Genomic DNA, 26,165 nt, shown 5'->3' on the forward strand with positions numbered 1-26,165 from the left:
GTCCTTCGTTCGGTTCGAGCAGGACTCCGGCCGGGGTGCCGGCCGAGCGCTCGGAATCGATGGCGTGCTGCAGGATCACCACGGCGGCGACCTGGTCGATCACGGCTCGGGAGCCGCGGGTGGTGCGTCCGGAGCGGTGCAGGGCGCTCTGAGCGGTGACCGTCGACAGCCGCTCGTCGACGAGCCGCACCGGAGCGGTGGGCACCGCCTCGGCGAGCAGTCGAGCGAATCCGCGCGCGTCCTCCGTCGAGGCCGTCTCGGCCCCCGACAGCGACAACGGCAGTCCGACGATGATCGCCTGGGCATCGTACTCGGCGGCGAGGTGCGCGATCCGGGAGACGTCCGAGGATCCGCCGTCAGTGCCCGCCCGCGCGACCGTCTCGACGGGCACCGCGAGCAGGCCGTCGGCGTCGCAGCGGGCGACCCCGATGCGGGCACGGCCCACATCGATGCCGAGCCGGACGCCGAACCGGCTCATTCAGCTGGTCGCTTCCTGCACCACGGCCTCGAGCGCCGCGCCGATGGCGGAGACGTCGGAGCCGCCGCCCTGGGCGAGGTCGTCCTTGCCGCCTCCGCCGCCACCGAGGATCCCGGCGGCGCGCTTGGCGAGCGCACCCGCGCGGCGGCCCTGGTCGCGGGCGGCCTGGTTGGTGGCGACGATCACCGCGGGCTTGCCCGAGACGTCGGCGGCGAGCGCGACGACGGCCGGCTCCTGGCCGAGCCGCTCGCGGACGGAGGTCACGAGGGAGCGCAGCTCGTCGGTCGATCCCGCGGTGCCGATGCTCTCGGCGACGACGGTCGTGCCGCCCACCGTGCGACGGGTCGCGGCGAGGGCGGGCACCCGGTCGGCGAGGGCCTTGGCCTCGAACGCGGCGATCCGCTTCTCAGCGGCCTTGAGGCTCGCGACGAGCTCGCCGATCCGCTCGGGGAGCTGCTCGCGCGGGGTCTTCAGCGAGGACGAGATCGTGCTGACGAGGGCGCGCTCGGCGGCGAGCTCCTGGAAGGCCTCGCGGCCCACGAGCGACTCGACGCGGCGGTTGGTCGATCCGACCGAGGACTCGCTGACCAGGCTGATCACGCCGACCTCGGACGAGCGCCCGACGTGGGTGCCCGCGCAGAGCTCGCGCGACCAGGGCCCGCCGATGTCGACCACGCGGACGACGTCGCCGTACTTCTCGCCGAAGAGGGCCATCGCGCCGAGCGCCTTCGCCTCGTCGATCGGGAGCTCGCGCGTGACGACCTCGAGGTTGTCCCGGATCGCCGTGTTGGCGATCTCCTCGATCTCGCTGCGGGTCTCGAGCGAGAGGGCCTGGTTCCACGAGAAGTCCAGGCGCAGGTAGCCCGCCTTGTTGTAGGAGCCGGACTGGTGCGCCTGCGGACCGAGCACCTGGCGCAGCGCGGCGTGGATGAGGTGCGTGCCCGAGTGCGCCTGCGTGGCGCCCCGGCGCCAGTCGCGGTCGACGACGGAGGTGGCGGCGTCGCCCACTCCGACCTCGCCGCTGGCGACCTGGACCTTGTGGCTGATGAGCCCCTTGACGGGCTTCTGCACGTCGAGGACCTCGAGATCGAAGCCGGAGCCGACGATACGGCCGGCGTCGGCCTCCTGGCCGCCCGACTCCGCGTAGAGGCTGGTCGCCTCGAGGATCACCTCGGCGATGTCGCCCGCGACCGCCTTCGTGACGGAGTGCCCGCCGACGATGAGGCCGAGGATGCGCGTCTCGGTGTCGAGCACGTCGTAGCCGGTGAACAGCGTCTCGCCGTGGGCGCGGAAGTCGGCGTAGACCGAGAGATCGGCCAGCGCCGACTTCTTCGACTTCGCGTCGGCCTTCGCACGCGTGCGCTGCGCGGTCATGAGGGAGTCGAACGCCTCGCGGTCGACCGTCAGACCCGACTCCTCGGCGATCTCGAGGGTGAGGTCGATCGGGAACCCGAAGGTGTCGTGCAGGAGGAACGCGGTGTCGCCCGGCAGCGTCGGCGACTCGGCCTTCTTCGTCTTCAGGACCGCGAGGTCGAGGATCTCGGTGCCGGCTGCGAGGGTGCGCAGGAACGCCTCCTCCTCGCCGTAGGCGCTGGTCGAGAGGCGCTCGAACTCCGTGGACACCTCGGGGTAGGCCGACGCCATCGCGTCGCGCGAGGCGGCGAAGAGCTCGGGGAACGTCGCGGTGTCCACTCCGAGCAGGCGCATGGCGCGCACCGTGCGGCGCATCAGGCGGCGGAGGATGTAGCCGCGCCCCTCGTTGGACGGCGTCACGCCGTCCGACAGCAGCATCAGCGACGAGCGCACGTGGTCGGCGATGACGCGCATGCGGACGTCGTCCTCGTGGACGGCTCCGTAGCGGCGGCCCGAGAGCTCGGCGGCGCGATCGAGGACCGGACGGACCTGGTCGATCTCGTACATGTTCTCGACGCCCTGCTTGAGGAAGGCGACGCGCTCGAGGCCCATGCCGGTGTCGATGTTCTTGCGCGGCAGCTCGCCGAGGATGTCGAAGTCGACCTTGCTCGTGCCCTCGCCGCGGAGGTACTGCATGAAGACGAGGTTCCAGATCTCCACGTAGCGGTCGTCGTCCGTCGCCGGGCCGCCGTCGATCCCGTAGGCGGGTCCGCGGTCGAAGAAGATCTCGGAGCAGGGGCCGGCGGGGCCGGGCTGGCCGGTCGACCAGTAGTTGGTGTCCTTGTCCAGGCGCTGGATGCGCTCGTCCGGCAGTCCCGCGATCGTCTTCCAGAGCGCGATCGCCTCGTCGTCGTCCTTGTAGACGGTGACCCAGAGGTCCTTCTCGTCGAAGCCCAGTCCCCCGTCGCTCTCGGCGCCGGTGAGCAGCTCCCAGGCGTAGCCGATCGCCCCCTCCTTGAAGTAGTCGCCGAAGGAGAAGTTGCCGTTCATCTGGAAGAAGGTGCCGTGACGAGGCGTCTTGCCGACCTCCTCGATGTCGTTGGTGCGGATGCACTTCTGCACGCTGGTCGCACGCGGGTACGGCGCGGGGACCACTCCGGTGAGGTAGGGCACGAACGGCACCATGCCGGCGACGGTGAAGAGGAGGCTCGGGTCCTCGCTCACGAGGGAGGCGGAGGGGACCACGGTGTGGCCGCGGCTCCCGAAGAAGTCGAGCCAGCGGTTGCGGATGTCTGCGGTCTGCATGGGTTCCGTTACGGTTCGGTCGGTGACGACGCGGATGTCGGGCGGCGGGGCGTCAGCCCTCGCCGATGGCGGCCTTCAGTTCGGCCTCGCGCTGGTGGTAGCCCTCGGAGACGGCCTCGCCGAGCTCCTTCGCGGTGCGGTTGAGGTCGGCGAAGAGCCGGGCGCCCGCCTCGGTGCGCGAGACCTGGTGGGCGACCGCGAATCCGAGGCCGATCCCGATGACGATCAGGAGGATGTTCTTCACGGGGTGTCCTTCCACAGCGGCGGGGCGGGCGCGACGGCGCGACGACCCGTTCGATTCTAGGGCGCGGGCGCGGCGCTACTTCGAGCGCGGGCGCTTCGTGCGCTTCGCGGCGGAGCGGCCGACCGCGGCTCCGGCCTTGTCGGCCGTCCGTCCGGCGACGAGCACGGCGCGGACTCCGGCGGTGAAGCCGGCGAGCTTGATGAGCGGACCGCCGACGGTCGCGGCCGTGAGGGCGACGAGCGCGTTGACGTTGCCGGTGACCTCGGCGACGTCCTTGGTGATCGTGTCCACCCGCGCGAGCTGGTGGTTGGCCTCGCGGAGGGTGGAGGCCGACTCGTCGAGGATCGGCGTCAGGCCGTCGCTGGCCTGCTTGATGGCCTCGCTCGTGCTGTCGAAGACGCGCCCGAGCTTCCAGAGCGGGACGGCGGTGATCGCCACCAGGATCGCGAACACCCCCGCGGCGATGAGCCCTGCGATGTCTCCACCGGTCACGGTGACCTCCGTTCGATGCCGCCCAGCGCGGCACTCCAGCCTACCGACGGGCCGCGACAGGGGCGGGCGCTCGGCTCGGGCGCGACGGCCGGATCGGGCGCAGCGCGGGACTCTCGGAGCGCGGCGGGCACTCCGGATCGCGACCCCGGGAACGGGAAAGGCCCCGGTGCGCACACCGGGGCCTTTCTCTGCGGGGCTGGACTCAGCGGGCCGCGTAGTACTCGACGACGAGCTGCACTTCGCAGGTCACGGGGACCTCGGCGCGCTTCGGGCGGCGCAGGAGCGTCGCCTGCAGCTTGTCGATCTCGACCTCGAGGTAGCCCGGGGTCTTGGGGAGGACGTCGACGTGTCCACCGGCGGCGGCGACCTGGAAGGGCTCGGTGCCCTCGGAGCGGGTCTTGACGTGGATGACCTGGCCCGGCTTCACGCGGAAGGAGGGGCGGTCGACCGTCTTGCCGTCCACCATGATGTGGCGGTGGGTGACGAACTGGCGGGCCTGCGCGGTGGTACGGGCGAAGCCCGAGCGCAGGACGAGGGCGTCGAGGCGCATCTCGAGGAGCTCGACCAGGTTCTCACCGGTCAGGCCCTGGGTGCGGCGCGCCTCCTGGAAGGCGATGCGGAGCTGCTTCTCGCGGATGCCGTACTGGGCGCGCAGACGCTGCTTCTCACGCAGGCGGACCGCGTAGTCGGAGTCGGCCTTGCGCTTCGAGCGGCCGTGCTCGCCGGGAGCGTAGGGACGCTTCTCGAGGTAGCGGGCGGCCTTCGGGGTCAGGGGGATGCCGAGGGCGCGCGAGAGGCGCGTCTTCGAGCGGGTACGGGACGTGGTCGACACAGTGGTCCTTCCAAGGTCTGAGAGGTTCGGTCGCAGCTCTCGACCGCCGGCTCCGGGAGGAGGGCGGACGCCGCGGTCGTGTCCTCCGCGGGTGCGGGGGAAGGGTGACCGCAGTGGCGGGCTGCGCGATTCAGAGGGATGCGCTGCTCCGCTCGGCTACAGAGCGGTGGGCAACCTCGCAAGACTATCAGGCCACGGCCTCCCGTGCGGGTCGCGCGAGTTCGCGGTCGGCGCGGTCAGCCCCGGTCGCCGCGGATGATGCGCAGGAGCTTCGCCAGTCGTGCGGAGACGTCGCGCTCGTTGCCGTGCTCGGTGGGCCGGTAGTACCGCGCGCCCTGGAGCGGGTCCGGGAGGTACTGCTGCTCGAGGACGCCGAGGTCGGCGTCGTGCGGGTACCGGTAGCCCTTCCCGTGGCCGAGCTTCTTGGCGCCGGGGTAGTGCGCGTCGCGCAGGTGCGCCGGCACCCGACCCGCGCGGCCCGCGCGCACGTCCGCGATGGCCGCGTCGATGGCGGAGTAGGACGCGTTCGACTTCGGGGCGGTCGCCAGGTGCACGACCGCCTGGGCGAGCGGGATGCGCCCCTCCGGCATGCCGATGAACTGCACGGCGTCGGCCGCGGCGATCGCGACGACGAGCGCCTGCGGGTCGGCCATGCCGATGTCCTCGGACGCGGAGACGATGATGCGGCGGGCGATGAACCGCGGATCCTCCCCCGCCTCGATCATCCGGGCCAGGTAGTGCAGCGCCGCGTCGACGTCCGAGCCCCGGATGGACTTGATGAAGGCGCTGATGACGTCGTAGTGCTCGTCGCCGTTGCGGTCGTAGCGCAGCAGGGCGCGGTCGACGGCGCGCGCGACGACCTCGGTCGTGATCACGGGGAGCGCGGGCTCCTCGGCGGCGGCCTCGACGGGAGCGCCCTCGTCGTCCTCGTCCTCCTCGTCCGGGTCCTCCGCGGCGGCGGCGCGGGCGACCCGGTCGGCCTCGCGGGCCTCCGAGCGGGCGGAGGTGGCGGCGGCCTCGAGCGCGGTCAGCGCCCGCCGGGCGTCTCCGGAGGCGAGCCGCACGATGCTCGCCCGGGCCTCCTCCTCCAGCGTCACCGAGTCGCGCAGACCCCGCTCGTCGTGCAGGGCGCGGTCGACCAGGACGCCCAGGTCGTCGTCGCTGAGCGGCTCGAGGGTCAGCAGGAGCGAGCGCGAGAGCAGCGGCGCGATCACCGAGAACGAGGGGTTCTCGGTCGTGGCCGCGATGAGGATGACCCACCCGTTCTCGACCCCGGGCAGCAGCGCGTCCTGCTGCGCCTTGGTGAAGCGGTGGATCTCGTCGAGGAAGAGCACGGTGGACGTGCCGTAGAGGTCGCGGGTGGAGAGTGCCTCCTCCATCACCTGCCGCACGTCCTTCACGCCCGCCGTGACGGCGGAGAGCTCGACGAAGCGGCGGCCGCTGGAGTGGGCCACCGCCTGCGCGAGCGTGGTCTTGCCCGTGCCGGGAGGGCCCCAGAGGATCACGGACACCGCTCCCCGCTCCCCCGTCGTGTCGGCGGCGAGGGCGACCAGGGGCGAGCCGGGCGTCAGGAGGTGGCGCTGGCCGGCGACCTCCTCGAGGCTGCGCGGCCGCATCCGCACGGCGAGCGGAGTCGCCCCGGAGCGGAGTCCGGCCTGCTGCATGGTCATGCCCTCAGCGTAACGACGGCCTCCGACAGAGCCCCGGCCCGACTGCCCGGCGCGACGGAGCGGCGTTTGTCGCGCCTCCGGCGGTTCTCGTAGGCTCGACGCGGCCTGCGTGCGCGGGCCGCCGCGCCGAAGCCGCGCGGACGAGGACGTCGGAGGATCACGTGGCCCAGGGCAAGTCGAACGACCGCGAGGCGCGCACCCGGCTCCGGGCCTACCAGGCCCGTCAGAGCCTCCACCGCTCGAGGCAGAAGCGGCGCGTGCGCGACAACGTGATCGCGGCGATCGCCGCCGTCGTCGTGATCGGGCTCGCCGTCGTCGCACAGATCCTCTACTTCTCCGGCGGCCCCGGCACCCCGGTCGCCGAGCCGACCTCCTCCTCCGCGACCCCGACACCCGAGGCGACGGGGTCGAACACCGGCGACGTCCCCTCCTCCGACATCGCCGAGGGCCGCGACTGGACGGGCACGCTCACGATCGGGGAGGACCCGCTGGGCATCACGCTCGCCGGCGCCGCCGCCCCGCAGGCGGTGTCCTCCTTCATCTCGCTGACGCGGTCCGGCTTCTACGACGGCGTCTCCTGCCACCGCCTCACCACGGAGGGCCTCTACGTCCTCCAGTGCGGCGACCCGGACGGCGACGGCACCGGCGGACCGGGCTACAGCTACGGTCCCGTCGAGAACGCGCCCGAGGACGGCGTCTACCCGGCCGGGACCATCGCGATGGCCCGCCAGGGCGGCAACGGCTACAGCCAGGGCAGCCAGTTCTTCGTCGTCTACCAGGACACGACCCTGCCCGCCGACGCGGCCGGCGGGTACACCGTGCTCGGGCAGGTCACCTCGGGACTCGACGCCCTCGTCAGCGACGTCGTGTCGAAGGGCACGGCCGACGGATCGGGTGACGGCGCCCCCGCCGAGCCCGTGACCATCACCTCCGTCTCCGTCGAGTAGCCGCACCCGCGGCGTCGTCACGGTCCGCCCGCGCGGGGAGTGCAATAGGCTTGTCGTCACTGCCCGTTCGCGGCCGAGCGCGGTCTTCGGCCCTCCGGCCGTCGAGCCCCACCGGCCGACGACGCGACGGGCACCGAGAAGCACGACATCGAACAGCAAGGTGAGGCTCCGAGCGATGAGTGACCAGCAGCCGTGGGGACGGGTCGGCGACGACGGGACGGTCTACGTCCGCGTCGGCGACGGGGAGCGAGAGGTCGGCCAGTACCCCGATGCGACTCCCGAGGAGGCGCTCGCCTACTACGAGCGCAAGTACACGGAGCTCGCCGGGCAGGTCTCCCTGCTCGAGCAGCGCGCCAAGCGGGGCGCGCCCGCCGGAGACGTCGCCCGCACGGTGCAGTCGCTGTCCGCGGCCATCGCGCAGGCGAACGCGGTCGGCGACCTCGAGTCGCTGCAGACCCGGGTCGACGCGCTGAGCGGCTCCGTCGAGGATCTGACCGAGCAGCAGGCGGCCGAGTCGAAGGCCGCGCTGTCCGAGGCCCTCGCCTACCGCGAGGCCATCGTCGCCGAGGCCGAGGCCCTGGCGGCGGTCGACCCGGCGAAGACGCAGTGGAAGCAGGCCAGCGCCGCGATCGACGACCTCTTCGCCCGCTGGCAGAACCACCAGCAGCAGGGCCCGCGCCTTCCCAAGAACGACGCGAACGAGCTGTGGCGCCGGTTCCGCGGAGCGCGCACCACGATCGAGCAGAACCGCAAGGCGTTCTTCGCCGACCTCGACTCCGCGCACCGCGAGGCCAAGCAGGCCAAGCAGGCGCTCATCGACCAGGCCGAGGCGCTGGTGCCGCAGGGCGCCGATGCCATCCCGGACTACCGCGCGCTCCTGGAGCGCTGGCGGGTCGCAGGCCGCGCAGGCAAGCGGTTCGACGACGCGCTCTGGGCGCGCTTCAAGGCCGCCGGCGACGCGATCTACGGCGCCAAGGCCGAGATCGTCGCGCAGGAGAGCGTCGAGTACACCGAGAACCTCGACCTCAAGCTCGCCCTCCTCGAGGAGGCGGAGCCGCTCCTGCAGGAGCAGGACCGCGAGAAGGCCAAGCGGGTGCTGCTCTCGATCCAGGAGCGCTGGGACGCCGTCGGCCGCGTGCCGCGCGAGCAGGTGCGCACCGTCGAGGACCGCCTCCGCAAGGTCGAGGCGCACGTCCGCAAGCTCGACGAGGAGCACTGGAACCGCAGCAACCCGGAGCGCAAGGCCCGCTCCGAGGGTCTCGCCTCGCAGCTGACCGCCGCGATCCAGAAGCTCCAGGACGAGCTCGACGAGGCGAAGGCGCGCGGCGACCGCGACGCGATCGCCCAGGCTCAGGAGGCGCTCGACGCCCGCAAGGTCTGGCTCGACGCGATCGGCTAGACCCGCTCCGGCGGATTCCTCCACAGATCCGCTCGCGACGCTCCGGAGGGGAGGTGCATCGGCCAGCATGGCCGGATGCGCCTCCCCTCCGTGCTCCTCCCCGGGCACCTTCCTCTCGCGGAGCTGTGCGCCGCCCGCCTCGACGGCGAGCTGGTCGCGCTCGACGAGGGCTTCCTCGTCGCGGACCTGCCCCTGGGGGCGTCCGAGCGGGCCGCCTCCCTGCGCTCGCTGCTCCCCCGCGGCGCCGTCGCCGATCGTCTCTCCGCCGCATGGGTGCACGGAGCGACGCACCGTCCGCCGCCTGTGCACAGCGGCTCGATCGACCGGCGGAAGCGCCGGCAGGCGCCGTCGAACCCCCGCCTGCGCTGCCACGAGGTCCTGCTCGACGAGGACGACGTCGTCCTCCTCGGCGGCGCGCCGGTCACGTCGCCTGCTCGCACGCTGATCGACCTCGCCCGGACGGAGGACGCGAGCGCGATCCTCCGAGCGCTCTCTCGGAGCACCCGGACCGGCCTCGACGCCGTCCTCGCGAGGCTGGAGGAGGGCAGCGCCGTCGCCGGACGGAGGATCGTCGGACGACGGCTGCGGGCGGCGCTCGGCGAGGCGCCGCCCGGGGATCAGCCCCCGTTCACCCGGTAGACGTCGTAGACGGCGTCGATCCGGCGCACGGCGTTCAGCACGCGGTCCAGGTGGGTGGTGTCGCCCATCTCGAAGACGAACCGGCTGATCGCCAGCCGGTCGCTCGAGGTCGAGACCGTCGCCGACAGGATGTTGACGTGGTGCTCCGAGAGCACGCGCGTCACGTCGCTCAGCAGGCCCGAGCGGTCCAGCGCCTCGACCTGGATCTGCACGAGGAAGATGCTCTTGGAGGACGGCGCCCAATCGACATCGACGATCCGCTCCGGTTCCTTCAGCAGCTCCTGCACGTTGTGGCAGTTCGCCTGGTGCACGGAGACGCCGGCTCCCCGCGTCACGAATCCGACGATCTGATCGCCCGGAACCGGAGTGCAGCACTTCGCGAGCTTCACGAGGATGTCCGGCGCGCCCTTCACGAGGACGCCCGACTCGCTGCTCCGGCTCCGCGGCCGGGGCGAGCGCGGGAGGGTGACCTCGTTCTCGTCCGACTCCGGATCGCCCTGGATGGAGGAGACGACCTTCTCGAGCACCGACTGGGTCGAGACGTGGCCCTCGCCGACGGCCGCGTAGAGCGCCTCGACGTCGTTGTAGCGCAGCTGGCTGGCCACCTCGGTGAAGGTGTCCTGGCTCATCAGCTTCTGCAGCGGCAGGTTCTGCTTCCGCATCGCCCGGGCGATGGAGTCCTTGCCCTGCTCGATCGCCTCGTCGCGCCGCTCCTTGGTGAACCACTGCCGGATCTTGTTGCGGGCCCGGGGGCTCTGCACGAAGTGGAGCCAGTCCTGGCTCGGTCCCGAGTCGGGGTTCTTCGAGGTGAAGACCTCGACCACGTCGCCCGTCGTCAGAGCCGACTCCAGCGGCACGAGGCGCCCGTTGACCTTGGCGCCCATCGTCCTGTGCCCGACCTCGGTGTGCACCGCGTAGGCGAAGTCGACCGGGGTCGCACCGGTCGGCAGGCCGATCACGCGTCCCTTCGGGGTGAAGACGTAGACCTCCTTGGCGCCGATCTCGAAGCGGAGGGAGTCGAGGAACTCGTTCGGGTCGGTGGTCTCCGACTGCCAGTCCGAGAGATGCGCGAGCCAGGCGAGGTCGGTGTCGTTCGATCCGGAGGTGGGCACCTTGCCGGTGGCCATCTGCTCCTTGTACTTCCAGTGCGCCGCGATGCCGAACTCCGCGTGCTGGTGCATCTCGTTGGTGCGGATCTGGATCTCGACCGCGCGGCCCTTCGGCCCGACGACCGTCGTGTGCAGCGACTGGTAGAGGTTGAACTTCGGAGTGGCGATGTAGTCCTTGAACCGGCCCGGCATCGGCGTCCAGCGGGCGTGGATCGAGCCGAGCACGGCGTAGCAGTCGCGCACCGAGTTCACGAGGACGCGGATGCCGACCAGGTCGTAGATCTCGTCGAACTCGCGACCGCGGACGACCATCTTCTGGTAGATCGAGTAGTACTGCTTCGGCCGGCCGACGACGCGACCACGGATCCGCCCGGCCCGCAGGTCCTCGCTGATCAGGTCGATGACGTTCTGCACGAACTCCTCGCGCTGCGGCGTCCGCCGCTTCACCAGGCTCTCGATCTCGTTGTAGATCTTGGGGTAGAGCACCGCGAAGGACAGGTCCTCGAGCTCCCACTTGATGGCCTGGATGCCGAGGCGGTGCGCCAGCGGCGCGTAGATCTCGAGGGTCTCGGTGGCCTTGCGGGCCGCGGACTCGGCGGGGACGAAGCCCCAGGTCCGCGCGTTGTGAAGGCGGTCGGCGAGCTTGATGATCAGGACGCGGATGTCCTTCGACATCGCCACGATCATCTTGCGGACGGTCTCGGCCTGCGCGCTGTCGCCGTACTTGACCTTGTCGAGCTTGGTGACGCCGTCGACGAGCATCGCGACCTCGTCGCCGAAGTCCGCGCGGAGCTCGTCGAGCTGGTAGTCGGTGTCCTCGACGGTGTCGTGCAGCAGCGCGGCGGCGATAGTCTTCGAGCCGATGCCGAGGTCGGCGAGGATCTGCGCGACGGCCAGCGGATGCGTGATGTAGGGCTCGCCGCTGCGGCGCTTCTGGTTCGCGTGCGCCCGCTCCGCGACCGAGTACGCGCGCTCGATGAGCGCGATGTCGCTCTTGGGGTGGTGCATCCGGACGGTGCGGACGAGGGTGTCGACAGCACCGGAGGGCTGCGCGCGCGAGAAGATCCGCGGGACCAGTCTGCGCAGGGCAGCGGTCGAGGACGTCGTCGTCGTTTCCGTCACGCGAGGATCTCCATCGCCCCATTATCGCCCGTGCGGACGGTGCCGATGACCGTTCCGCCCGGGGCGGACGGCGCCGGCGTCAGCCGATGCGTCCCGGGCGCCCCTCGCCGTCGACCACGTCGCCGCCCGCCGCGGCCCAGGCGGTCATGCCGGCGTCGACGTTGGCGACCTCGTAGCCGGCGCCGTCGAGGGCCTGCGTCACCATCGCGGAGCGGACTCCGGAGTGGCAGACCACCAGGATCGCCGTGTCGGCCGGGAGCTCGTCCTGCCGGGCGCCGATCTCCCCCATCGGGATGTGGTGGGCGGCCGGAGCATGCCCCGCAACCCACTCGTGCGGCTCCCGGACATCGAGCAGCCAGACCTCGTCGCGCGCGACGAGTCCGACGGCGTCGGCCGCGGTGACCTGTGCGTAGTCGGCCACGGCTCAGCCCTGCACGGCCGGCGCGGCCGGCGAGGTCGCCTTCGCCCGGGCCGACTCCACGCGCTTGTCGTGCTTGGAGATCTCGGGCTCCCGGCTGCGCAGCTGGGCGTACAGCGGCGCCGCGACGAAGATCGTCGAGTACGTGCCGACGATGATGCCGATCAGCAGGGCGAGGGAGATGTCGCGGAGAGTGCCCGCGCCGAGGACGAACGCGCCGATCACGAGGATCGCGGCCACCGGGAGGGCGGCGACGATCGAGGTGTTGATGGAGCGCACGAGAGTCTGGTTCTCGGCCAGGTTCACCGTCTCGGAGAAGGTGCGGGTCGTGCTGCCGAGCGCCTCCACGGTGTTCTCGCGGATCTTGTCGAAGACCACGACCGTGTCGTAGAGCGAGTAGCCGAGGATCGTCAGCAGTCCGATCACCGCCGCCGGCGACACCTCGGTGCCGGTGATGCCGTAGACGCCCGCCACGATCACGAGGTCGTGCAGGAGCGCGACGATCGCCGCGAGCGACATCTTCCAGGTGCGGAAGTACGCCCACATGGCCAGGGCCGCGAGGACCACGAAGATCACCAGGCCGCGCAGGGCCTGCTGGGTCACGTCGTTGCCCCACGCCGCTCCGATGAAGGAGGAGGCGACCTGGTCGGTGGGCACGTCGTACGCCTCCGACAGGGCGTTCCGCACCGCGGTCGACTCGTCGGTCGAGAGCTGGCCGGTCTGTACGCGGATGGAGTCGTCGCCGACGATGGACACGCGCGGCACGGTCTCCGGAGCGACCGAGGTCACCGCGTCCGTCGCCGTCGCCTGCTCGAGACTCGACGGCGAGGACACCGTGAACTGCGAGCCGCCGGTGAACTCGATGCCGAAGTTGAAGCCGCCGCGGGCGACCGTACCGAGCAGCGTGATCAGGATCAGGGCGAGCGAGACGAGGTACCACGTGCGGCGCCGGCCGACGAAGTCGATCGATCGCGCACCGGTGTAGAGGTCGTTTCCGAACTGCGAGAAGCTGGCCATCACGCGTCCTTCCCGTTCGAGTCGTTGGAGTCGCGCAGGCCGGCCGCCTCGGCGGCCTTCCGCTCGGCGATGGTCTGGCGCTTGGCCGCCTCACGGGACGCGGAGGCGCGCTTGCCGGCGACCACCTGGTCCTGCGGACGGAAGGCGGCACGGCCGCGGTAGACGGCCCCGAGCGCCCGGGGATCCAGGCCCGAGGCCTTGTGCCCCTCGGCGAAGAACGGTCTCGTGGCCATCAGCTGCAGGATCGGGTGGGTGAACAGCGCCACCACGATCAGGTCGATGATCGTCGTGATCCCGAGGGTGAGCGCGAAGCCGCGGACACTGCCGACGGCGAGGAGGAAGAGGACCACCGCGGCGAGCAGGTTCACCATGTCGGACGCGAAGATCGTGCGCAGCGCGCGCCGCCAGCCGGACTCGACGGCGGACTCGAGGCCGCGTCCGTCGCGGAGCTCGTCGCGGATGCGCTCGAAGTACACGATGAACGAGTCGGCCGTGATGCCGATCGCGACGATGAGACCCGCGACTCCTGCGAGCGAGAGGCGCAGTCCCTCCCGCCAGGACAGCAGCGTGACGACGAGGTAGGTGACGATCGCCGCGACGAGCAGCGAGGCGATCGTGACGGCTCCGAGCACGCGGTACTGCGCGATGGAGTAGACGATGACGAGGATCAGGCCGATGAGGCCGGCGAGCAGGCCGCTGGCGAGCTGGGCGGAGCCGAGCGTCGCCGAGATGCTGTCCGAGCTCTGGACCTGGAAGCCGATCGGCAGCGCGCCGTACTTGAGCTGGTCGGCGAGCGTCTTCGACGACTCCTGGGTGAAGGAGCCCGAGATCTGCGCGTTGCCGTCGGTGATGGCGGCGTTCGTCGACGGGGCCGAGATGACCCGGCCGTCGAGGACGATCGCGAACTGGTTCTGCGCACCCTGCAGCGCCACGAGGCGCGAGGTCACGTCGCCGAAGGCCTGCGTGCCCTGGTCGTCGAACGAGAGGTTGACGGCCCAGGTGCCGGTGCTGGCGCCGGAGGAGGTCGTCATCAGGCCGTTCGAGGCGTCCGAGATGTCCTCGCCGGTGATCTCCACCGGGCCGAGGACGTACTTCACCGTCCCGCCGTCGTCGCAGGTGATGAGCGGCTGGTCGGCCGGGGCGAGGTTCGGGTCCTGGCCGTTGAGGAACGCGCAGTCGAACGAGGTGTACTGGGCCTCGAGCGCCGGCGTGAGGTAGGCGAGGTCGCTCGCGTTCGTCGGCGAGGCGGTCGGCTCCGTCGCGAGCGACGGGTCGACGGGCGTCGGCGTGGGCGAGGACGTCGCGTCGCCGCCGACCGAGCTGTTGGTGGCCTGGCTCGCGACGAGGACCGGGCGGAAGTCGAGCTTCGCCGAGGCCTCGATGCGCTGGAGCGTCTCGTCGTCGGGCGTGCCCGGGATCGAGACGACGATGTTGCTCGAGCCCTGGGTCGTGATCTCGGCCTCGGAGACGCCGGACGCGTCGATGCGCTGGCGGATGATCGAGACGGCCTGCGTCAGCTGCTCCGACGAGACGGTGTCGCCGTCGTTCAGCTGCGGCTGCAGGACGATCTGCGTGCCGCCCTCGAGGTCGAGGGCGAGCTTCGGCGTCCAGGAGCCGCCGCCCCAGAGGACGGCCGCCGTGTTGAGTCCGACGAGAGCGAGGATCAGGACACCGAGCCAGCTCAGGGAGCGGCGGGCCTTCCGGACGGGGGTTGATGCGGCCACCCAGGGCTCAGCTTTCTCTTCGGTCGACGGTGATCGGCCCGGGGTCGCCCGGGCGTGGAGAAGGGCGGGCGGGCGCCGATGCGCCCGGCCCGACCAGGAGACTACTGCGCGTCGGGGCGGCGGTCGCGCTCGACCGGGTCCACCAGCGGGTCGCGGTGCGCGGAGTCGCGCTCGCCGAACTCGGGCGAGCCGGTCGCGGTCAGCGGGTCGGCCTCGTCCTCGGTGTCGACGGCGACGGCGTTCTCGCTCGGGTCGATGAGGCGGGCGATCGCCTGACGGTGGATGGTCAGCAGCGTGCCGGGGGTCGACTCGATGACGATCTTGTTCGCCTCGTCGTCGATCGACACGACGGTGCCGAAGAGGCCGGAGCCGGTCATGAGCTCCACCCCCGGCTGGAGGTTGTTCTTCATGCTCTCCGCGTCGCGCTGGCGCTTCTTGTTGTTGCGGAACATGAAGATGATCATCACGGCGAGCAGCAGGACGAGCAGGATGATCGTCGGATCCATGGGTGGGCCTTCCGGAGTGGATGGGCGATCCGCCGCGCGGCCTCAGGTCGAGGCGGAGCGGATCGAGCGGCCCGTCGGGCCTAGAGAATCATAGATCATCGGGGAACAGGGGCGGCTGAGCCGCCGTCCCCCGGGGGTCGATGCCGAAGTGGCGGTAGGCGGCGGGGGTCGCCACGCGGCCGCGCGGCGTCCGGGTCAGCAATCCGATCCGCACGAGGAACGGCTCGACGACGGCCTCGACCGTCTCCGCCTCCTCCCCCACCGACACGGCGAGGGTGTTCAGGCCGACCGGCCCGCCGTCGAAGCGGGTCAGCACGATCTCCATCACCGCGCGGTCGAGCCGGTCGAGTCCGAGCGCGTCGACGTCGTAGAGCTCCAGCGCCGCGCGGACGGCGGTCACGTCGGCCCGTCCGCCGTGGACCAGGGCGAAGTCCCGCACCCGCCGGAGCAGGCGGTTGGCGATGCGCGGGGTGCCTCGGCAGCGGCCGGCGATCTCGGCGATCGCGTCCGCGTCGATGTCGAGCTCGAGCAGCCGTGCCGCCCGGGCGAGCACCTGCCGCAGCTCGTCCTCCGCGTAGAACTCGAGGTGCGCGGTGAAGCCGAAGCGGTCGCGGAGCGGATTGGGCAGCAGGCCGGAGCGGGTCGTGGCGCCGACGAGCGTGAACGGGGCGAGATCCAGCGGGACGGACGTCGCTCCCGCCCCCTTGCCGACCATGATGTCGATCCGGAAGTCCTCCATCGCGAGGTAGAGCATCTCCTCCGCGGAGCGCGCCATGCGGTGGATCTCGTCGATGAAGAGGATCTCGCCGGGCAGCAGCGAGGAGAGGACGGCGGCGAGGTCGCCCGCGTGCTGGATCGCGGGGCCGCTGGAGAGCCGCAGGGGCGAGGAGCTCTCCTCCGCCACGATCATCGCGAGGGTCGTCTTGCCGAGCCCGGGCGGGCCCGCGAGCAGGATGTGGTCGGGGGTCCGGCCCTGCATGGCCGCGGCCTTGAGCAGCAGCTCGAGCTGGCCGCGCACCTTGCGCTGGCCGACGAACTCGCTGAGGTTCCTGGGCCGCAGGGCGCCCTCGAAGGCGACCTCGGCCTCCGACGCGACCTCGGCGCCCAGCACCTCGTCGCTCACGAGCGGGCCGCCGGACCGAGGCGGGCGAGGGCGAGCCGGAGCAGCGCCTGCACGTTCGCGGCGTCGGAGGCCTGCGCGTCGAGCAGGATCTCGTCGACCACATCGGCCGCGGTGCGCTCGGGCCAGCCCAGGCCGACGAGCGCCGCGAGCACGTTCTGCGCGGCGGTGGCGGCGGGACCGGAGCCGCGGGCGGCGCGCGGACGGACGGTCACCTTGCCGGCGAGGGACAGGATGATCAGCTTGGCCGTCTTCGGGCCGATGCCGCTGACCTTCCGGAACACCCCGTCGTCCTCGTCGGCGACCGCCTGCGCGATCCGGTCCGGCTCGACCGCGCCGAGAACGCCGAGGGCGGACTTCGGGCCGACGCCGGTCACGCCGATCAGCAGCTCGAAGATCTCGAGCTGCTCCTCGTCGGGGAAGCCGTAGAGGGTGAGCGAGTCCTCGCGGACGACGAGCACGGTGCTGACCGTGGTCTCGTCGCCGACGCGCATCTCGAGCGCGTGCTGCGGGGTCACGTTCACCGCGTAGCCGACGCCGTGGACGTCGAGGACGGCGAGGCTCCCGCGGGCGGAGAGGACGGTGCCGCGGAGGGAGGAGATCACCGCGTCAGTCTAGATGCTCGAACAGGCGTTCGACTCGCGGCCTCGGCGGCGCGCCACGCCCGCTGCGCTGCTGTGCCGCCCGCCGCTCCGTCGGCACCGGCTCCCGCCGACCCGGAGGAGGGCGCGAGAGGGGCCCGCCAGGCGTGGCAGACGGCCAGGGCGAGAGCGTCGGCCGCGTCGGCCGGCCGCGGCGGGGCGTCGAGCCGGAGGACGCGCTGGATCATCGCGGTGACCTGGCGCTTGTCCGCGGCTCCGTAGCCGGTGACGGCGGCCTTCACCTCGCTCGGCGTGTGCATCCCGACCGGGAGCCCGCGACGGGCCGCCGCGACGAGGGCGACGCCGCTGATCTGCGCGATGCCCATCACGGTGCTGACGTTGTTCTGAGCGAAGACCCGCTCGATCGCGACGGCGTCGGGGCGGTGCTCGTCGAGCAGCGCCTCGAGTCCGTCGCCCAGGGCCAGCAGGCGGCGCTCCAGCGCGTCGTCGGGCGGTGTCCGGAGGACCGTCACGTGCACGAGGGTCGCGCGGCGGTCGCGCGAGACGTCGACGATGCCGACGCCGCAGCGGGTGAGCCCGGGGTCGATCCCGAGGACGCGCATCAGGCCGCCCTCCGGGATCGGGCCGGGCTCACCGCGTCACTCCTCGTTCTCGAGCTCGGCGCGCACCTCTGCCGTGATGTCGAGGTTGGTGTAGACGTTCTGCACGTCGTCCGAGTCCTCGAGCGCGTCGATCAGGCGGAAGACCTTGCGGGCCGTCTCGGCGTCGGCCTCGACCTGGAGGGAGGCGACGAACTCGATGTCGGCGGAGTCGTAGTCGATGCCCGCCTCCTGCAGGGCCGAGCGGGCCGGGACGAGCTCGCTCGGCTCGACGCGGACCTCGAAGCTCTCGCCGTGGTCGAGCACGTCGTCGACGCCGAAGTCGAGGACCGCGCCGAGCACGTCGTCCTCGGTGACGCTCTCTCCGTGGGGCACGGAGATGACGCCCTTGCGCGCGAAGTTGTAGGCGACGCTGCCCGGGTCGGCCATGGTGCCGCCGTTGCGGGTCATCGCGGTGCGGACGTCCGCCGCGGCGCGGTTCTTGTTGTCGGTGAGGCACTCGACGAGCAGGGCGATGCCGTTGGGGCCGTAGGCCTCGTACATGATCGTCGTGTAGTCGATGACCTCGCCGGTGAGGCCGGCGCCGCGCTTGATCGCGCGGTCGATGTTGTCGTTCGGCACCGAGGTCTTCTTCGCCTTCTGCACGGCGTCGACGAGCGTCGGGTTGCCGGAGAGGTCGGCGCCGCCGATCTTGGCGGCCACCTCGATGTTCTTGATCAGCTTGGCGAAGGACTTCGCGCGGCGCGAGTCCTTGATCGCCTTCTGGTGCTTGGTCGTGGCCCACTTGGAATGCCCGGACACGGTGCTCCCTCGGAAATCTCGTTGCGTGCGGCCCCCGAGGGCGCCGCTGATGGCAGGGGCCAGTCTATTCGAGAGCCGGTCCGCGCCCGTCTCGGCCCGAGCACCGAGCCTTCCGCGCCCGTCTCGCCGGCGACGAGCCGCCCTCCCCACGCGCCCCCCGCACCGCCGAACGCACGGTCCGCGTGCCAGCGGATCGCTGTAGGCGAACGCGACCCGCTCCACCCGCCCCGCCATCTCCGGAAGCCGACCGCGGCGAGCCGGGCAGGGACCGGCTCGCTATTTGATCAGCCGCGACAGCAGCCGGTCGGCGAGGATCCTGCCGTCGGTCTGGCAGGTGGGGCAGTACTGGAGCGTGGAGTCGTGGAAGACCACCTGGCGGATCGTGTCGCCGCAGACGGGGCACGCCTCTCCTGTGCGGCCGTGGACGCGCATGCCGAGCTTCTTCTCGCGCTTGAGGTCGGCCGCGTGCAGGCCCTCGGCGCGAGCGAGCGCCTCCTCGAGTGTGTAGCGGAGGGCCGCGTAGAGGCGGTCCAGCTCGTCGGCGGTGAGCGCGGCGGGCTTGAAGGGCGACATGCGCGCCACGTGGAGGATCTCGTCCGAGTAGGCGTTGCCGATGCCGGCGATGCGGGACTGGTCGCGGAGGACGCCCTTCACCTGCGCCCGGCCCGCCGTGGCGAGGATCGCGCCGAGGATCTCCTCGGTGAACTCCGGGTCCAGCGGATCGGGACCCAGCCGGGCGACGCCCGGGACGTCGAGCGGATCGGCGACGATCGAGAGCGCGAGGCTCTTCTTGGTGCCGGCCTCCGTCACGTCGAATCCCGACCCGTCGTCGAGGACGAGCCGCGCGGCGAGCGGTCCCCGGCCGGGCTTCGCCGGCGCCGTCGGCCGCTCGGGCCGCCAGCGGACCCAGCCGGCGCGGGCGAGGTGCAGGAGGACGTGGGCCTCGCCGACTGCGAGGTCGAGGAACTTGCCGTGCCGCGACACTCCGTGGACGGTCTCGCCGGAGAGAGCCGACGGCGGGATGGCCACGGTCTTGAGGGCGGAGATCGCGAACACGTCGAGCCGCTCGAGGACGCGTCCGCCCAGGCGCGCGTCGAGATCGAGAGCGAGGGCCTGGACCTCGGGGAGTTCGGGCATGCGACCACCCTGGCCCGCGGTTCCCGCACCGTCCACCCCTGGCGGAGGGGACGGCAGCGGGTCAGTCGCCGAAGCGCGTCGCCGCGACCTTCCGCAGGAACAGCTCGTGGAACCGGTAGTCGCCGGTGATCTCGGGATGGAACGCCGTCCCGAGGAGGTTGCCCTGCTCGACCGCGACCACCCGCCCGTCGGCGACGCTGGCGAGCGCGGTCGCCCGCTCGCCCAGCTCCTCCACGACCGGTGCGCGGATGAAGACCGCGTGCACCGGCGGATCGCCGATGGCCGGCACGTCGAGATCGGTCTCGAAGGAGTCGAGCTGGTTGCCGAACGCGTTCCTCCGGACCGACACGTCCAGGCCGCCGAAGCTGCTCTGGCCGTCGATGCGGTCGAGGACCCGGTCGGCGAGCATGATCAGCCCGGCGCAGGTCCCGTAGACGGGCATCCCCGCACTGATCGCCTCGACGACCGGCTCCGCGAGGCCGAAGAGGCGCGACAGCTTGTCCATCACCGTGGACTCGCCGCCCGGGATGACCAGCCCCGCGACGGTGGCGAGCTCCTCCGGGCGTCGCACCAGCACCACCTCGGCGCCCAGCTCGCGCAGGACGTGCGCGTGCTCGCGGAAGTCGCCCTGCAGCGCGAGGACCCCGACGCGGAGCCCCTCGAGGGACTCCCGCGTCGGTCCTGTGCCGGCGAGCGGCGCGTCGGCGCTACCAGCCACGCTCGGCGAGGCGGTGCGGCGCGGGCACGTCGGCCACGTTGATGCCGACCATCGCCTCGCCCAGGCCGCGCGAGGCCTCCGCGACGACCTTCGCGTCGTCGAAGAAGGTGGTCGCCTTCACGATCGCGGCCGCGCGCTTGGCGGGCTCGCCCGACTTGAAGACGCCGGAGCCGACGAACACGCCGTCGGCGCCCAGCTGCATCATCAGCGCCGCGTCGGCCGGGGTCGCGACCCCGCCGGCGGTGAAGAGGACGACGGGGAGCTTGCCGGTCCGGGCGATCTCGACGACCAGGTCGTAGGGGGCCTGCAGCTCCTTCGCGGCGACGTAGAGCTCGTCCTTGGTCATCGCCTTCAGGCGGTTGACCTCGCCGGAGATCGTGCGGATGTGCTTGGTCGCCTCGGAGACGTCGCCGGTGCCGGCCTCGCCCTTCGAGCGGATCATCGCTGCGCCCTCGGTGATGCGGCGCAGCGCCTCGCCCAGGTTGGTCGCTCCGCAGACGAAGGGGACGGTGAAGTTCCACTTGTCGATGTGGTTCACGTAGTCGGCGGGCGAGAGGACCTCGGACTCGTCGATGTAGTCGACGCCGAGCTCCTGCAGGATCTGCGCCTCGACGAAGTGGCCGATGCGCGCCTTCGCCATGACGGGGATCGACACGGCGGAGACGATGCCGTCGATCAGGTCGGGGTCGCTCATGCGTGCGACGCCGCCCTGCGAGCGGATGTCGGCGGGGACGCGCTCGAGCGCCATGACGGCGACCGCGCCGGCGTCCTCCGCGATGCGGGCCTGATCGGCGTCGACGACGTCCATGATGACGCCGCCCTTGAGCATCTCGGCGAGACCGCGCTTGACGCGGCTCGAGCCGAACTGCTCGGGAGCGGACGAGGACGGAGTGGTGGTGTCGGTCATGTTCGCGAGTCCTGTTCTGTGCGGCGACTTCCGCCGACGGCAGCTCCGAGTCTACGAGACGGCGCCCGCCGTCCGCGGCGCTGGACAGGGGGCCGGGCGGCGGTCTAGAGGCTCGGCCAGGCCGCCGCGAGGCTCGCCCGCACGTCGCCGAGCAGCTGCGGGAGCGCCTTCGTGCGGGCGATGATCGGGAAGAAGTTCGCGTCGGTCGCCCAGCGCGGAACCACGTGCTGGTGCAGGTGCGCGGCGATCCCCGCTCCCGCGACCGCGCCCTGGTTCATCCCGAGGTTGAAGCCGTCGTTGTTCGAGACCGAGCGGACGACGCGCATCGCCGTCTGCGTGAGCGCTCCGATCTCGGCCACTTCCTCGGGAGTGGCCTCGTCGTAGAGCGGGATGTGCCGGTACGGGCAGACCAGGAGGTGGCCGGAGTTGTACGGGAACAGGTTCAGCAGGACGTAGGCGTGCTCCCCGCGGGCGACGATGAGGGCCTCCTCGTCGCTCAGCGTCGGCGCCACGCAGAAGGGGCAGTCGTCGGCTCCGGGCTGCCCCTTCTGGATGTAGACCATCCGGTGCGGCGTCCACAGGCGCTGGAACTCGTCGGGAACCCCGGCGAGGTGCGCCGAGCCCTCCGCTCCCTCGGGCACGCAGCCGTCGCTCACGCTCAGACCTGCGCCTTCGAGGCGACGGCCTCGCGGATGCGCGCGACGGCATCGGCGACCGGGATCCCGTTCTCCTGCGTGCCGTCGCGGAACCGGAAGCTGACGGCTCCGGCGTCGCGGTCCTTCTCCCCCACGATCATCTGGAAGGGCACCTTCTGCAGCGTGGCGTTGCGGATCTTCTTCTGCATCCGGTCGCTGGAGTAGTCGATCTCGGCGCGGATGCCCGACCGCTTGAGCTCGCCGACGACCTCCTCGAGGTAGGGCAGGTACTCGTCGGCGATCGGGATGCCCACGACCTGGACCGGCGACAGCCAGACCGGGAACGCCCCGGCGTAGTGCTCGGTGAGGATCGCGAAGAAGCGCTCGATGGAGCCGAAGAGCGCGCGGTGGATCATCACGGGCCGCTTCTTCGAGCCGTCCGAGGCCGTGTACTCGAGCTCGAAGCGCTCGGGCTGGTTGAAGTCGAGCTGGATGGTCGACATCTGCCAGGTGCGGCCGATGGCGTCGCGCGCCTGCACCGAGATCTTCGGACCGTAGAACGCCGCTCCTCCCGGATCCGGCACCAGCTCGAGACCGGAGGCGACGGCGACCGCGCGCAGCGACTCGATCGCCTCCTCCCACTGCTCGGGCGCACCGACGAACTTCGGGTTGCCCTCCTCGTTCGTGGACAGCTCGAGGTAGAAGTCGTCGAGGCCGTAGTCGCGCAGCACCTGCAGTACGAACTCGAGGTTGCGGGTCAGCTCGGCCGACACGTCCTCCTGCGCGACGTAGATGTGGGCGTCGTCCTGGGTCAGGCCGCGCACGCGGGTGAGGCCCTGCAGGGTGCCGCTCTTCTCGTAGCGGTACACGGTGCCGAACTCGGCCAGGCGCAGCGGGAGCTCACGGTAGCTGCGGCCGCGCGAGCGGAAGATCAGGTTGTGGAACGGGCAGTTCATGGGCTTGAGGTAGTAGTCCTGGCCCTGGCGGGTGACGTTGCCGTCCTCGTCCTGCAGCTCGTCGAGGTGCATCGGGGGGAACATCCCCTCGGAGTACCACTGCAGGTGCCCGCTCGTGAGGAACAGGTCGCCCTTGGTGATGTGCGGCGTGTAGACGAGCTCGTAGTCGTGGGCGAGCAGCTGCTCGCGCATGTACTGCTCGATCTCGTAGCGGATGATCCCGCCCTTGGGGTGGAAGACCGCGAGGCCGGAGCCGATCTCGTCCGGGAAGGAGAACAGGTCGAGCTCGTGGCCGAGCTTGCGGTGGTCGCGGCGCGCCGCCTCCTCGAGGCGGGCCTGGTGCTCGCGCAGCTCGTCCTTCGTGGGCCACGCGGTGCCGTAGACGCGCTGCAGCTGCGGGTTCTTCTCCGAGCCGCGCCAGTAGGCGGCAGCGTTGCGGGTCAGGGCGTAGCCGTTGCCGATCATGCGGGTGTTGGGCAGATGCGGGCCGCGGCAGAGGTCCTTCCAGACCGTCTCGCCGGAACGCGGGTCGACGTTGTCGTAGATGGTGAGCTCGGCGCCGCCGACCTCGACGCTCTCGTCCTCGGCTCCCCCGCCCTTGATCCCGATCAGCTCGAGCTTGTAGGGCTCGCCGGCGAGCTCGGCGCGCGCCTCCTCCTCGGAGACGACGCGGCGCACGAACCGCTGGCCCTGGCGGACGATGCGGTCCATCGCCTTCTCGAGCGCCTTCATCGCCTCGGGCGTGAAGGGCTCCTCGACGTCGAAGTCGTAGTAGAAGCCGTCGGTGACGGGCGGGCCGATGCCCAGCTTCGCCTCCGGGTTGATCTGCTGCACCGCCTGCGCGAGCACGTGGGCCACGGAGTGGCGGAGGATGTTCAGCCCGTCCGGCGAGGAGATGAGCACCGGCTCGATGCGGTCGCCCGGCACGACGTCGGCGGCGAGGTCCTTGAGCTCCCCGTTGACGCGGATCGCGACCACGGCCCGGTCGGTGAAGTGCGTGAATCCCGTGCCCGCCTCGGTGACGACCGAGTGGGACTCGTTCTCTGCGGGATTCGACGGTTCGTTCGACACGTGCGGGCACTCCTCGGGCTCGGTTGACCCCTCGACTGTAGTCGGCGGCGGCCTCTACCCGAGCGCGTCGAGCACGCGGACGCCGAGCGCGCGCAGAGCGGAGGCGAGCTCGTCCCGGTCGGCGCCGGGGAGCACGAGCGAGCTGCGCTCGAGCTGGTGCAGGAGGACCTCCTCCAGGCCGGGCGGCAGGGAGTCCACGGCGAGCGCCCCCTCGAGTGCGGCGAGCACGGCAACGACGGCCACCGCGTCGCGTGCCGCGAGTCTGCGTGCGCTGATCTCCATGCGTCTCCGTCCGTGTCGTCCGACCCCGTCACCCTGCCGACAGGACGTGCCCCGGAGAGGGGCGCGGGGGCGACCGGTGCGCAATCCGTCCAGGTGGCATCCTGGTCCGATGGGTGCCGGTCCTGCGCTGCAGCGCTTCACGCGCTCCGGGGCCGACCTGGAGGAGGCGCGGCGCTTCTACTCGGACGGCTACGGCGGGTCGGGATTCCGGACGGAACCGGTCGAGCGGCCCTTCTCCTTCCGCTACGACGTCTCCGGGAGCGAGGGCGTGAGCCTGCGGACGTCGGTGTTCCGGGGCTCCGTGTCCGGGGGGCTGCGTCCGGAGGGCGAGTACGTCGTCTCGTGGTTCCTCTCCGGCACGAGCGTGGTGGACCCGGAGGGCGATCGGATCGTCCACCTGCCGGGGCGGCCGGTCGTGTTCCCCAGCGCGCGTCCGTTCGAGTTCGTCAGCCGCGACTTCCAGCAGCGGCTCGTGCACGTGGCCGCCGGCCTCCTCGAGCAGGTCGCGTCCGAGGCCGGCGACGGCGTGCCGCTGCCGCTCGTCTTCGACCACCGCTCGATCGCCTCCGCGTCGGCACTCCCGGGCTGGTGGCGGGCGGTCGACGACTTCGCGGGCGTCCTGCGGTCGGGCCGCGAGGCGACCGCGCTGCAGCTCGTGGCGGCGGAGCGCGGCGTCGCTCTGCACCTGCTCGCGACCTTCGCGCACCGGCCGGTCGTCGTTCCGGCGCAGGTGCTGCGGCCGGGGCTCGAGCACCTGCTGCGTGCCGCCGAGTTCCTGCACGCGTTCGCCGCGTCGCCCGTCACCGTGTCCGACATCGCGGCAGCGGCGGGGCTCACTCCGCGGGCGCTGCAGGCCGCGTTCCGGAGGTACTTCGGCGACACTCCGCTCGGCTACCTGCGCGGCGTGCGTCTCGACCGGGCGCGCGTCGAGCTGCGCGAGGGCGCTCCGGGCGAGGAGACCGTGCGCGCCGTCTCCGCGCGCTGGGGCTTCCTCAACCAGGGCCGCTTCTCGGGGGCGTACCACCGCCGCTTCGGCGAGTACCCGGTGGAGACCCTGCGCCACTGACGCTCAGTCGCCGGGAGCGAGATCGCGGGCGTAGCAGACCGAGTGCTCGGACCCGATGTAGGCGCCGAACGGCGGGATGGCGTGGTAGCCCTCCCGGAGGTAGAACCGCATCGCGTCGGGCTGGAGCGTCCCGGTCTCCAGCACCAGGCGCGTCGTGCCCAGAGCGGCCGCCCGCGCCTCGAGCGCGCGCAGGACGGCCGTGGCCGCTCCGGTGCCGCGGGCGGCGCGGTCGGCGAACATCCGCTTCACCTCGATCGCCCCCGGTCCGAGGACGTCGTCGTCGAGAGGCCGCAGTCCGCCGCAGGCCACCGCCGTGCCGCTCGCGTCGCGGGCGACGAGGAAGACGGGCACGTCGTCGGCCGAGGGCGGCGTGCCGGGCTCGTGGTCGTCGTTGCCGTAGCGCTCGTCGAGCTCGCACCGCTGCGCGTCGCGCAGACGCTCGGCGTCCGGGTGGGTCCACGCCACCTCGTCGATGGTCCAGCTCATGAGGGCTCCTCCCGGCCGCGCGGCGGGCACGGCCGAGGCCATTCTGCCGCGCCCGACCCCCTCCGGCCCGCCCGGTGGCAACCCCTTCCGCGCCGGGCCGCAGCGGGCGTCGACTGGAGGCCCACCGACGAAAGGACTCACCGTGCTCTCAGACTCCCCCATCGGCCCCGTTCTGCTCTCCCGCGACCTCGCCGCCTCCCGCGCCTTCTACGCCGGCTCCCTGGGACTGGAGGTCCTCGAGGAGAGCGAGTCGGCGATCGCCTACTCCTGCGGCGGCACGCGGCTCACCGTCACCTCCAGCACCACGGGCTCGAAGGACGAGCAGACCAAGGCCGCCTGGCGGGTGGCCGACCTGCGCGCCGAGCTGGACTCGCTGGCGGCTCGGGGCGTGGCTCCGGAGGACTACGACAGCGACGAGCTGCGCACCGAGAACGGCGTGGCCGACCGCGGCAGCGTCTGGGCGGCCTGGATCCTCGATCCCGACGGGAACGCGCTCGGCATCGAGCAGCCCAAGAGCTGATCGGCGCCGC

The 26,165-nt window shown here is 71.8% G+C and carries 26 protein-coding genes and 1 pseudogene; 5 read left to right on the forward strand and 22 right to left on the reverse strand.

The genetic code is table 11. The annotated features are described in order from the left end of the window. Positions 1-4: 4 nt before the first annotated feature. From ruvX to C5C71_RS03350, 6 genes and pseudogenes are all read right to left on the reverse strand, one after another. A pseudogene (ruvX, locus tag C5C71_RS03325) lies at positions 5-478 on the reverse strand (Holliday junction resolvase RuvX); the annotation flags it as partial. Further along, positions 479-3,136, reverse strand: a complete 2,658-nt coding sequence (alaS, locus tag C5C71_RS03330; RefSeq protein WP_104296193.1) for an alanine--tRNA ligase — start codon at positions 3,134-3,136, stop codon at positions 479-481. Positions 3,137-3,188: 52 nt separating this feature from the next. Continuing rightward, positions 3,189-3,380, reverse strand: a complete 192-nt coding sequence (locus C5C71_RS03335; RefSeq protein ID WP_104224758.1) for a hypothetical protein — start codon at positions 3,378-3,380, stop codon at positions 3,189-3,191. Between the two features lie 75 nt (positions 3,381-3,455). Further along, positions 3,456-3,872, reverse strand: coding sequence for a DUF948 domain-containing protein (locus C5C71_RS03340; protein ID WP_104224759.1), 417 nt, complete (start codon positions 3,870-3,872; stop codon positions 3,456-3,458). A gap of 202 nt (positions 3,873-4,074) precedes the next feature. Beyond that, a complete protein-coding gene (gene rpsD / locus C5C71_RS03345; protein ID WP_068210518.1) occupies positions 4,075-4,704 on the reverse strand; it encodes a 30S ribosomal protein S4 in 630 nt (209 codons plus the stop codon). Positions 4,705-4,940: 236 nt separating this feature from the next. Beyond that, positions 4,941-6,374 (reverse strand): replication-associated recombination protein A, encoded by a 1,434-nt coding sequence (locus C5C71_RS03350; protein ID WP_104225330.1) that lies wholly within the window; start codon positions 6,372-6,374, stop codon positions 4,941-4,943. Between the two features lie 161 nt (positions 6,375-6,535). Here C5C71_RS03350 and C5C71_RS03355 point away from each other — a divergent pair, with 161 nt between their 5' ends. The 3 genes from C5C71_RS03355 to C5C71_RS03365 all read left to right on the forward strand — a co-directional run bounded on the left by C5C71_RS03355 (position 6,536) and on the right by C5C71_RS03365 (position 9,359). Further along, complete coding sequence (locus C5C71_RS03355; protein WP_104318975.1) at positions 6,536-7,321, forward strand: peptidylprolyl isomerase; 786 nt, start codon at positions 6,536-6,538, stop codon at positions 7,319-7,321. 175 nt (positions 7,322-7,496) lie between these two features. Beyond that, positions 7,497-8,720 carry a DUF349 domain-containing protein gene (locus C5C71_RS03360; protein ID WP_104224762.1) on the forward strand — a complete coding sequence of 408 codons (1,224 nt, stop codon included), beginning with the start codon at positions 7,497-7,499 and terminating at the stop codon, positions 8,718-8,720. Positions 8,721-8,795: 75 nt separating this feature from the next. After that, positions 8,796-9,359, forward strand: coding sequence for a type IV toxin-antitoxin system AbiEi family antitoxin (locus C5C71_RS03365; protein ID WP_104337143.1), 564 nt, complete (start codon positions 8,796-8,798; stop codon positions 9,357-9,359). Here C5C71_RS03365 and C5C71_RS03370 read toward each other — a convergent pair. The 15 genes from C5C71_RS03370 to C5C71_RS03440 all read right to left on the reverse strand — a co-directional run bounded on the left by C5C71_RS03370 (position 9,338) and on the right by C5C71_RS03440 (position 24,083). Then, positions 9,338-11,590 (reverse strand): bifunctional (p)ppGpp synthetase/guanosine-3',5'-bis(diphosphate) 3'-pyrophosphohydrolase, encoded by a 2,253-nt coding sequence (locus C5C71_RS03370; RefSeq protein WP_104337144.1) that lies wholly within the window; start codon positions 11,588-11,590, stop codon positions 9,338-9,340. The genes C5C71_RS03365 and C5C71_RS03370 overlap by 22 nt on opposite strands. Before the next feature lie 79 nt (positions 11,591-11,669). Beyond that, a complete protein-coding gene (locus C5C71_RS03375) occupies positions 11,670-12,011 on the reverse strand; it encodes a rhodanese-like domain-containing protein (protein ID WP_104336155.1) in 342 nt (113 codons plus the stop codon). Between the two features lie 3 nt (positions 12,012-12,014). Then, positions 12,015-13,025 carry a protein translocase subunit SecF gene (secF, locus tag C5C71_RS03380; protein ID WP_104337145.1) on the reverse strand — a complete coding sequence of 337 codons (1,011 nt, stop codon included), beginning with the start codon at positions 13,023-13,025 and terminating at the stop codon, positions 12,015-12,017. Beyond that, positions 13,025-14,749 carry a protein translocase subunit SecD gene (secD, locus tag C5C71_RS03385; protein ID WP_104337146.1) on the reverse strand — a complete coding sequence of 575 codons (1,725 nt, stop codon included), beginning with the start codon at positions 14,747-14,749 and terminating at the stop codon, positions 13,025-13,027. The genes secF and secD overlap by 1 nt, the downstream gene beginning before the upstream one ends. A gap of 101 nt (positions 14,750-14,850) precedes the next feature. Next, positions 14,851-15,255, reverse strand: coding sequence for a preprotein translocase subunit YajC (gene yajC, locus C5C71_RS03390; protein WP_104224768.1), 405 nt, complete (start codon positions 15,253-15,255; stop codon positions 14,851-14,853). An 88-nt stretch (positions 15,256-15,343) separates the two neighbouring features. Then, complete coding sequence (ruvB, locus tag C5C71_RS03395) at positions 15,344-16,378, reverse strand: Holliday junction branch migration DNA helicase RuvB (protein WP_104224769.1); 1,035 nt, start codon at positions 16,376-16,378, stop codon at positions 15,344-15,346. Further along, positions 16,375-16,980, reverse strand: coding sequence for a Holliday junction branch migration protein RuvA (ruvA, locus tag C5C71_RS03400; protein ID WP_104225337.1), 606 nt, complete (start codon positions 16,978-16,980; stop codon positions 16,375-16,377). The genes ruvB and ruvA overlap by 4 nt, the downstream gene beginning before the upstream one ends. Continuing rightward, positions 16,977-17,579: a crossover junction endodeoxyribonuclease RuvC gene (gene ruvC, locus C5C71_RS03405; RefSeq protein WP_104225338.1), complete on the reverse strand. Its 603-nt coding sequence runs from the start codon at positions 17,577-17,579 to the stop codon at positions 16,977-16,979. The genes ruvA and ruvC overlap by 4 nt, the downstream gene beginning before the upstream one ends. A gap of 36 nt (positions 17,580-17,615) precedes the next feature. After that, complete coding sequence (locus tag C5C71_RS03410) at positions 17,616-18,377, reverse strand: YebC/PmpR family DNA-binding transcriptional regulator (RefSeq protein WP_104224772.1); 762 nt, start codon at positions 18,375-18,377, stop codon at positions 17,616-17,618. A gap of 276 nt (positions 18,378-18,653) precedes the next feature. Beyond that, complete coding sequence (locus tag C5C71_RS03415) at positions 18,654-19,514, reverse strand: Fpg/Nei family DNA glycosylase (RefSeq protein WP_104225339.1); 861 nt, start codon at positions 19,512-19,514, stop codon at positions 18,654-18,656. A 61-nt stretch (positions 19,515-19,575) separates the two neighbouring features. Next, a complete protein-coding gene (gene pdxT / locus C5C71_RS03420; RefSeq protein WP_244229657.1) occupies positions 19,576-20,148 on the reverse strand; it encodes a pyridoxal 5'-phosphate synthase glutaminase subunit PdxT in 573 nt (190 codons plus the stop codon). A gap of 73 nt (positions 20,149-20,221) precedes the next feature. After that, on the reverse strand, positions 20,222-21,139 hold the full coding sequence (gene pdxS, locus C5C71_RS03425; protein WP_104224629.1) for a pyridoxal 5'-phosphate synthase lyase subunit PdxS: 918 nt from the start codon (positions 21,137-21,139) through the stop codon (positions 20,222-20,224). Positions 21,140-21,243: 104 nt separating this feature from the next. Beyond that, positions 21,244-21,795, reverse strand: a complete 552-nt coding sequence (locus tag C5C71_RS03430) for an HIT domain-containing protein (RefSeq protein WP_244230646.1) — start codon at positions 21,793-21,795, stop codon at positions 21,244-21,246. Positions 21,796-21,797: 2 nt separating this feature from the next. Next, positions 21,798-23,708: a threonine--tRNA ligase gene (gene thrS / locus C5C71_RS03435; RefSeq protein ID WP_258068632.1), complete on the reverse strand. Its 1,911-nt coding sequence runs from the start codon at positions 23,706-23,708 to the stop codon at positions 21,798-21,800. A gap of 147 nt (positions 23,709-23,855) precedes the next feature. Then, the gene (locus C5C71_RS03440) at positions 23,856-24,083 is read right to left on the reverse strand and encodes a hypothetical protein (RefSeq protein ID WP_104224631.1); all 228 of its coding nucleotides are present in this window, start codon (positions 24,081-24,083) and stop codon (positions 23,856-23,858) included. 109 nt (positions 24,084-24,192) lie between these two features. On the opposite strand from C5C71_RS03440, the gene C5C71_RS17460 reads away from it, so the two are divergent. Next, positions 24,193-25,149 (forward strand): AraC family transcriptional regulator, encoded by a 957-nt coding sequence (locus C5C71_RS17460; RefSeq protein ID WP_219814148.1) that lies wholly within the window; start codon positions 24,193-24,195, stop codon positions 25,147-25,149. Between the two features lie 3 nt (positions 25,150-25,152). Here C5C71_RS17460 and C5C71_RS03450 read toward each other — a convergent pair whose 3' ends face one another. Further along, positions 25,153-25,635 (reverse strand): GNAT family N-acetyltransferase, encoded by a 483-nt coding sequence (locus tag C5C71_RS03450; RefSeq protein ID WP_104317648.1) that lies wholly within the window; start codon positions 25,633-25,635, stop codon positions 25,153-25,155. Positions 25,636-25,777: 142 nt separating this feature from the next. Between C5C71_RS03450 and C5C71_RS03455 the strand changes: the two genes are divergently transcribed. Next, positions 25,778-26,155: a VOC family protein gene (locus C5C71_RS03455; protein WP_104261678.1), complete on the forward strand. Its 378-nt coding sequence runs from the start codon at positions 25,778-25,780 to the stop codon at positions 26,153-26,155. Positions 26,156-26,165: the final 10 nt, after the last annotated feature.

The sequence above is a fragment of the Rathayibacter sp. AY1C1 genome, assembly GCF_002932105.1.
Lineage (GTDB): Bacteria > Actinomycetota > Actinomycetes > Actinomycetales > Microbacteriaceae > Rathayibacter.

Coding starts and splice junctions, on each gene's coding strand:
- C5C71_RS17460 (WP_219814148.1), top strand. CDS start 24,193: ATGGGTGCCGGTCCTGCGCTGCAGCGCTTCACGCGCTCCGGGGCCGAC.
- C5C71_RS03415 (WP_104225339.1), bottom strand. CDS start 19,514: ATGCCCGAACTCCCCGAGGTCCAGGCCCTCGCTCTCGATCTCGACGCG.
- C5C71_RS03360 (WP_104224762.1), top strand. CDS start 7,497: ATGAGTGACCAGCAGCCGTGGGGACGGGTCGGCGACGACGGGACGGTC.
- C5C71_RS03365 (WP_104337143.1), top strand. CDS start 8,796: ATGCGCCTCCCCTCCGTGCTCCTCCCCGGGCACCTTCCTCTCGCGGAG.
- C5C71_RS03450 (WP_104317648.1), bottom strand. CDS start 25,635: ATGAGCTGGACCATCGACGAGGTGGCGTGGACCCACCCGGACGCCGAG.
- C5C71_RS03350 (WP_104225330.1), bottom strand. CDS start 6,374: ATGACCATGCAGCAGGCCGGACTCCGCTCCGGGGCGACTCCGCTCGCC.
- C5C71_RS03440 (WP_104224631.1), bottom strand. CDS start 24,083: ATGGAGATCAGCGCACGCAGACTCGCGGCACGCGACGCGGTGGCCGTC.
- secF (WP_104337145.1), bottom strand. CDS start 13,025: ATGGCCAGCTTCTCGCAGTTCGGAAACGACCTCTACACCGGTGCGCGA.
- yajC (WP_104224768.1), bottom strand. CDS start 15,255: ATGGATCCGACGATCATCCTGCTCGTCCTGCTGCTCGCCGTGATGATC.
- pdxS (WP_104224629.1), bottom strand. CDS start 21,139: ATGACCGACACCACCACTCCGTCCTCGTCCGCTCCCGAGCAGTTCGGC.
- alaS (WP_104296193.1), bottom strand. CDS start 3,136: ATGCAGACCGCAGACATCCGCAACCGCTGGCTCGACTTCTTCGGGAGC.
- ruvC (WP_104225338.1), bottom strand. CDS start 17,579: ATGCGCGTCCTCGGGATCGACCCCGGGCTCACCCGCTGCGGCGTCGGC.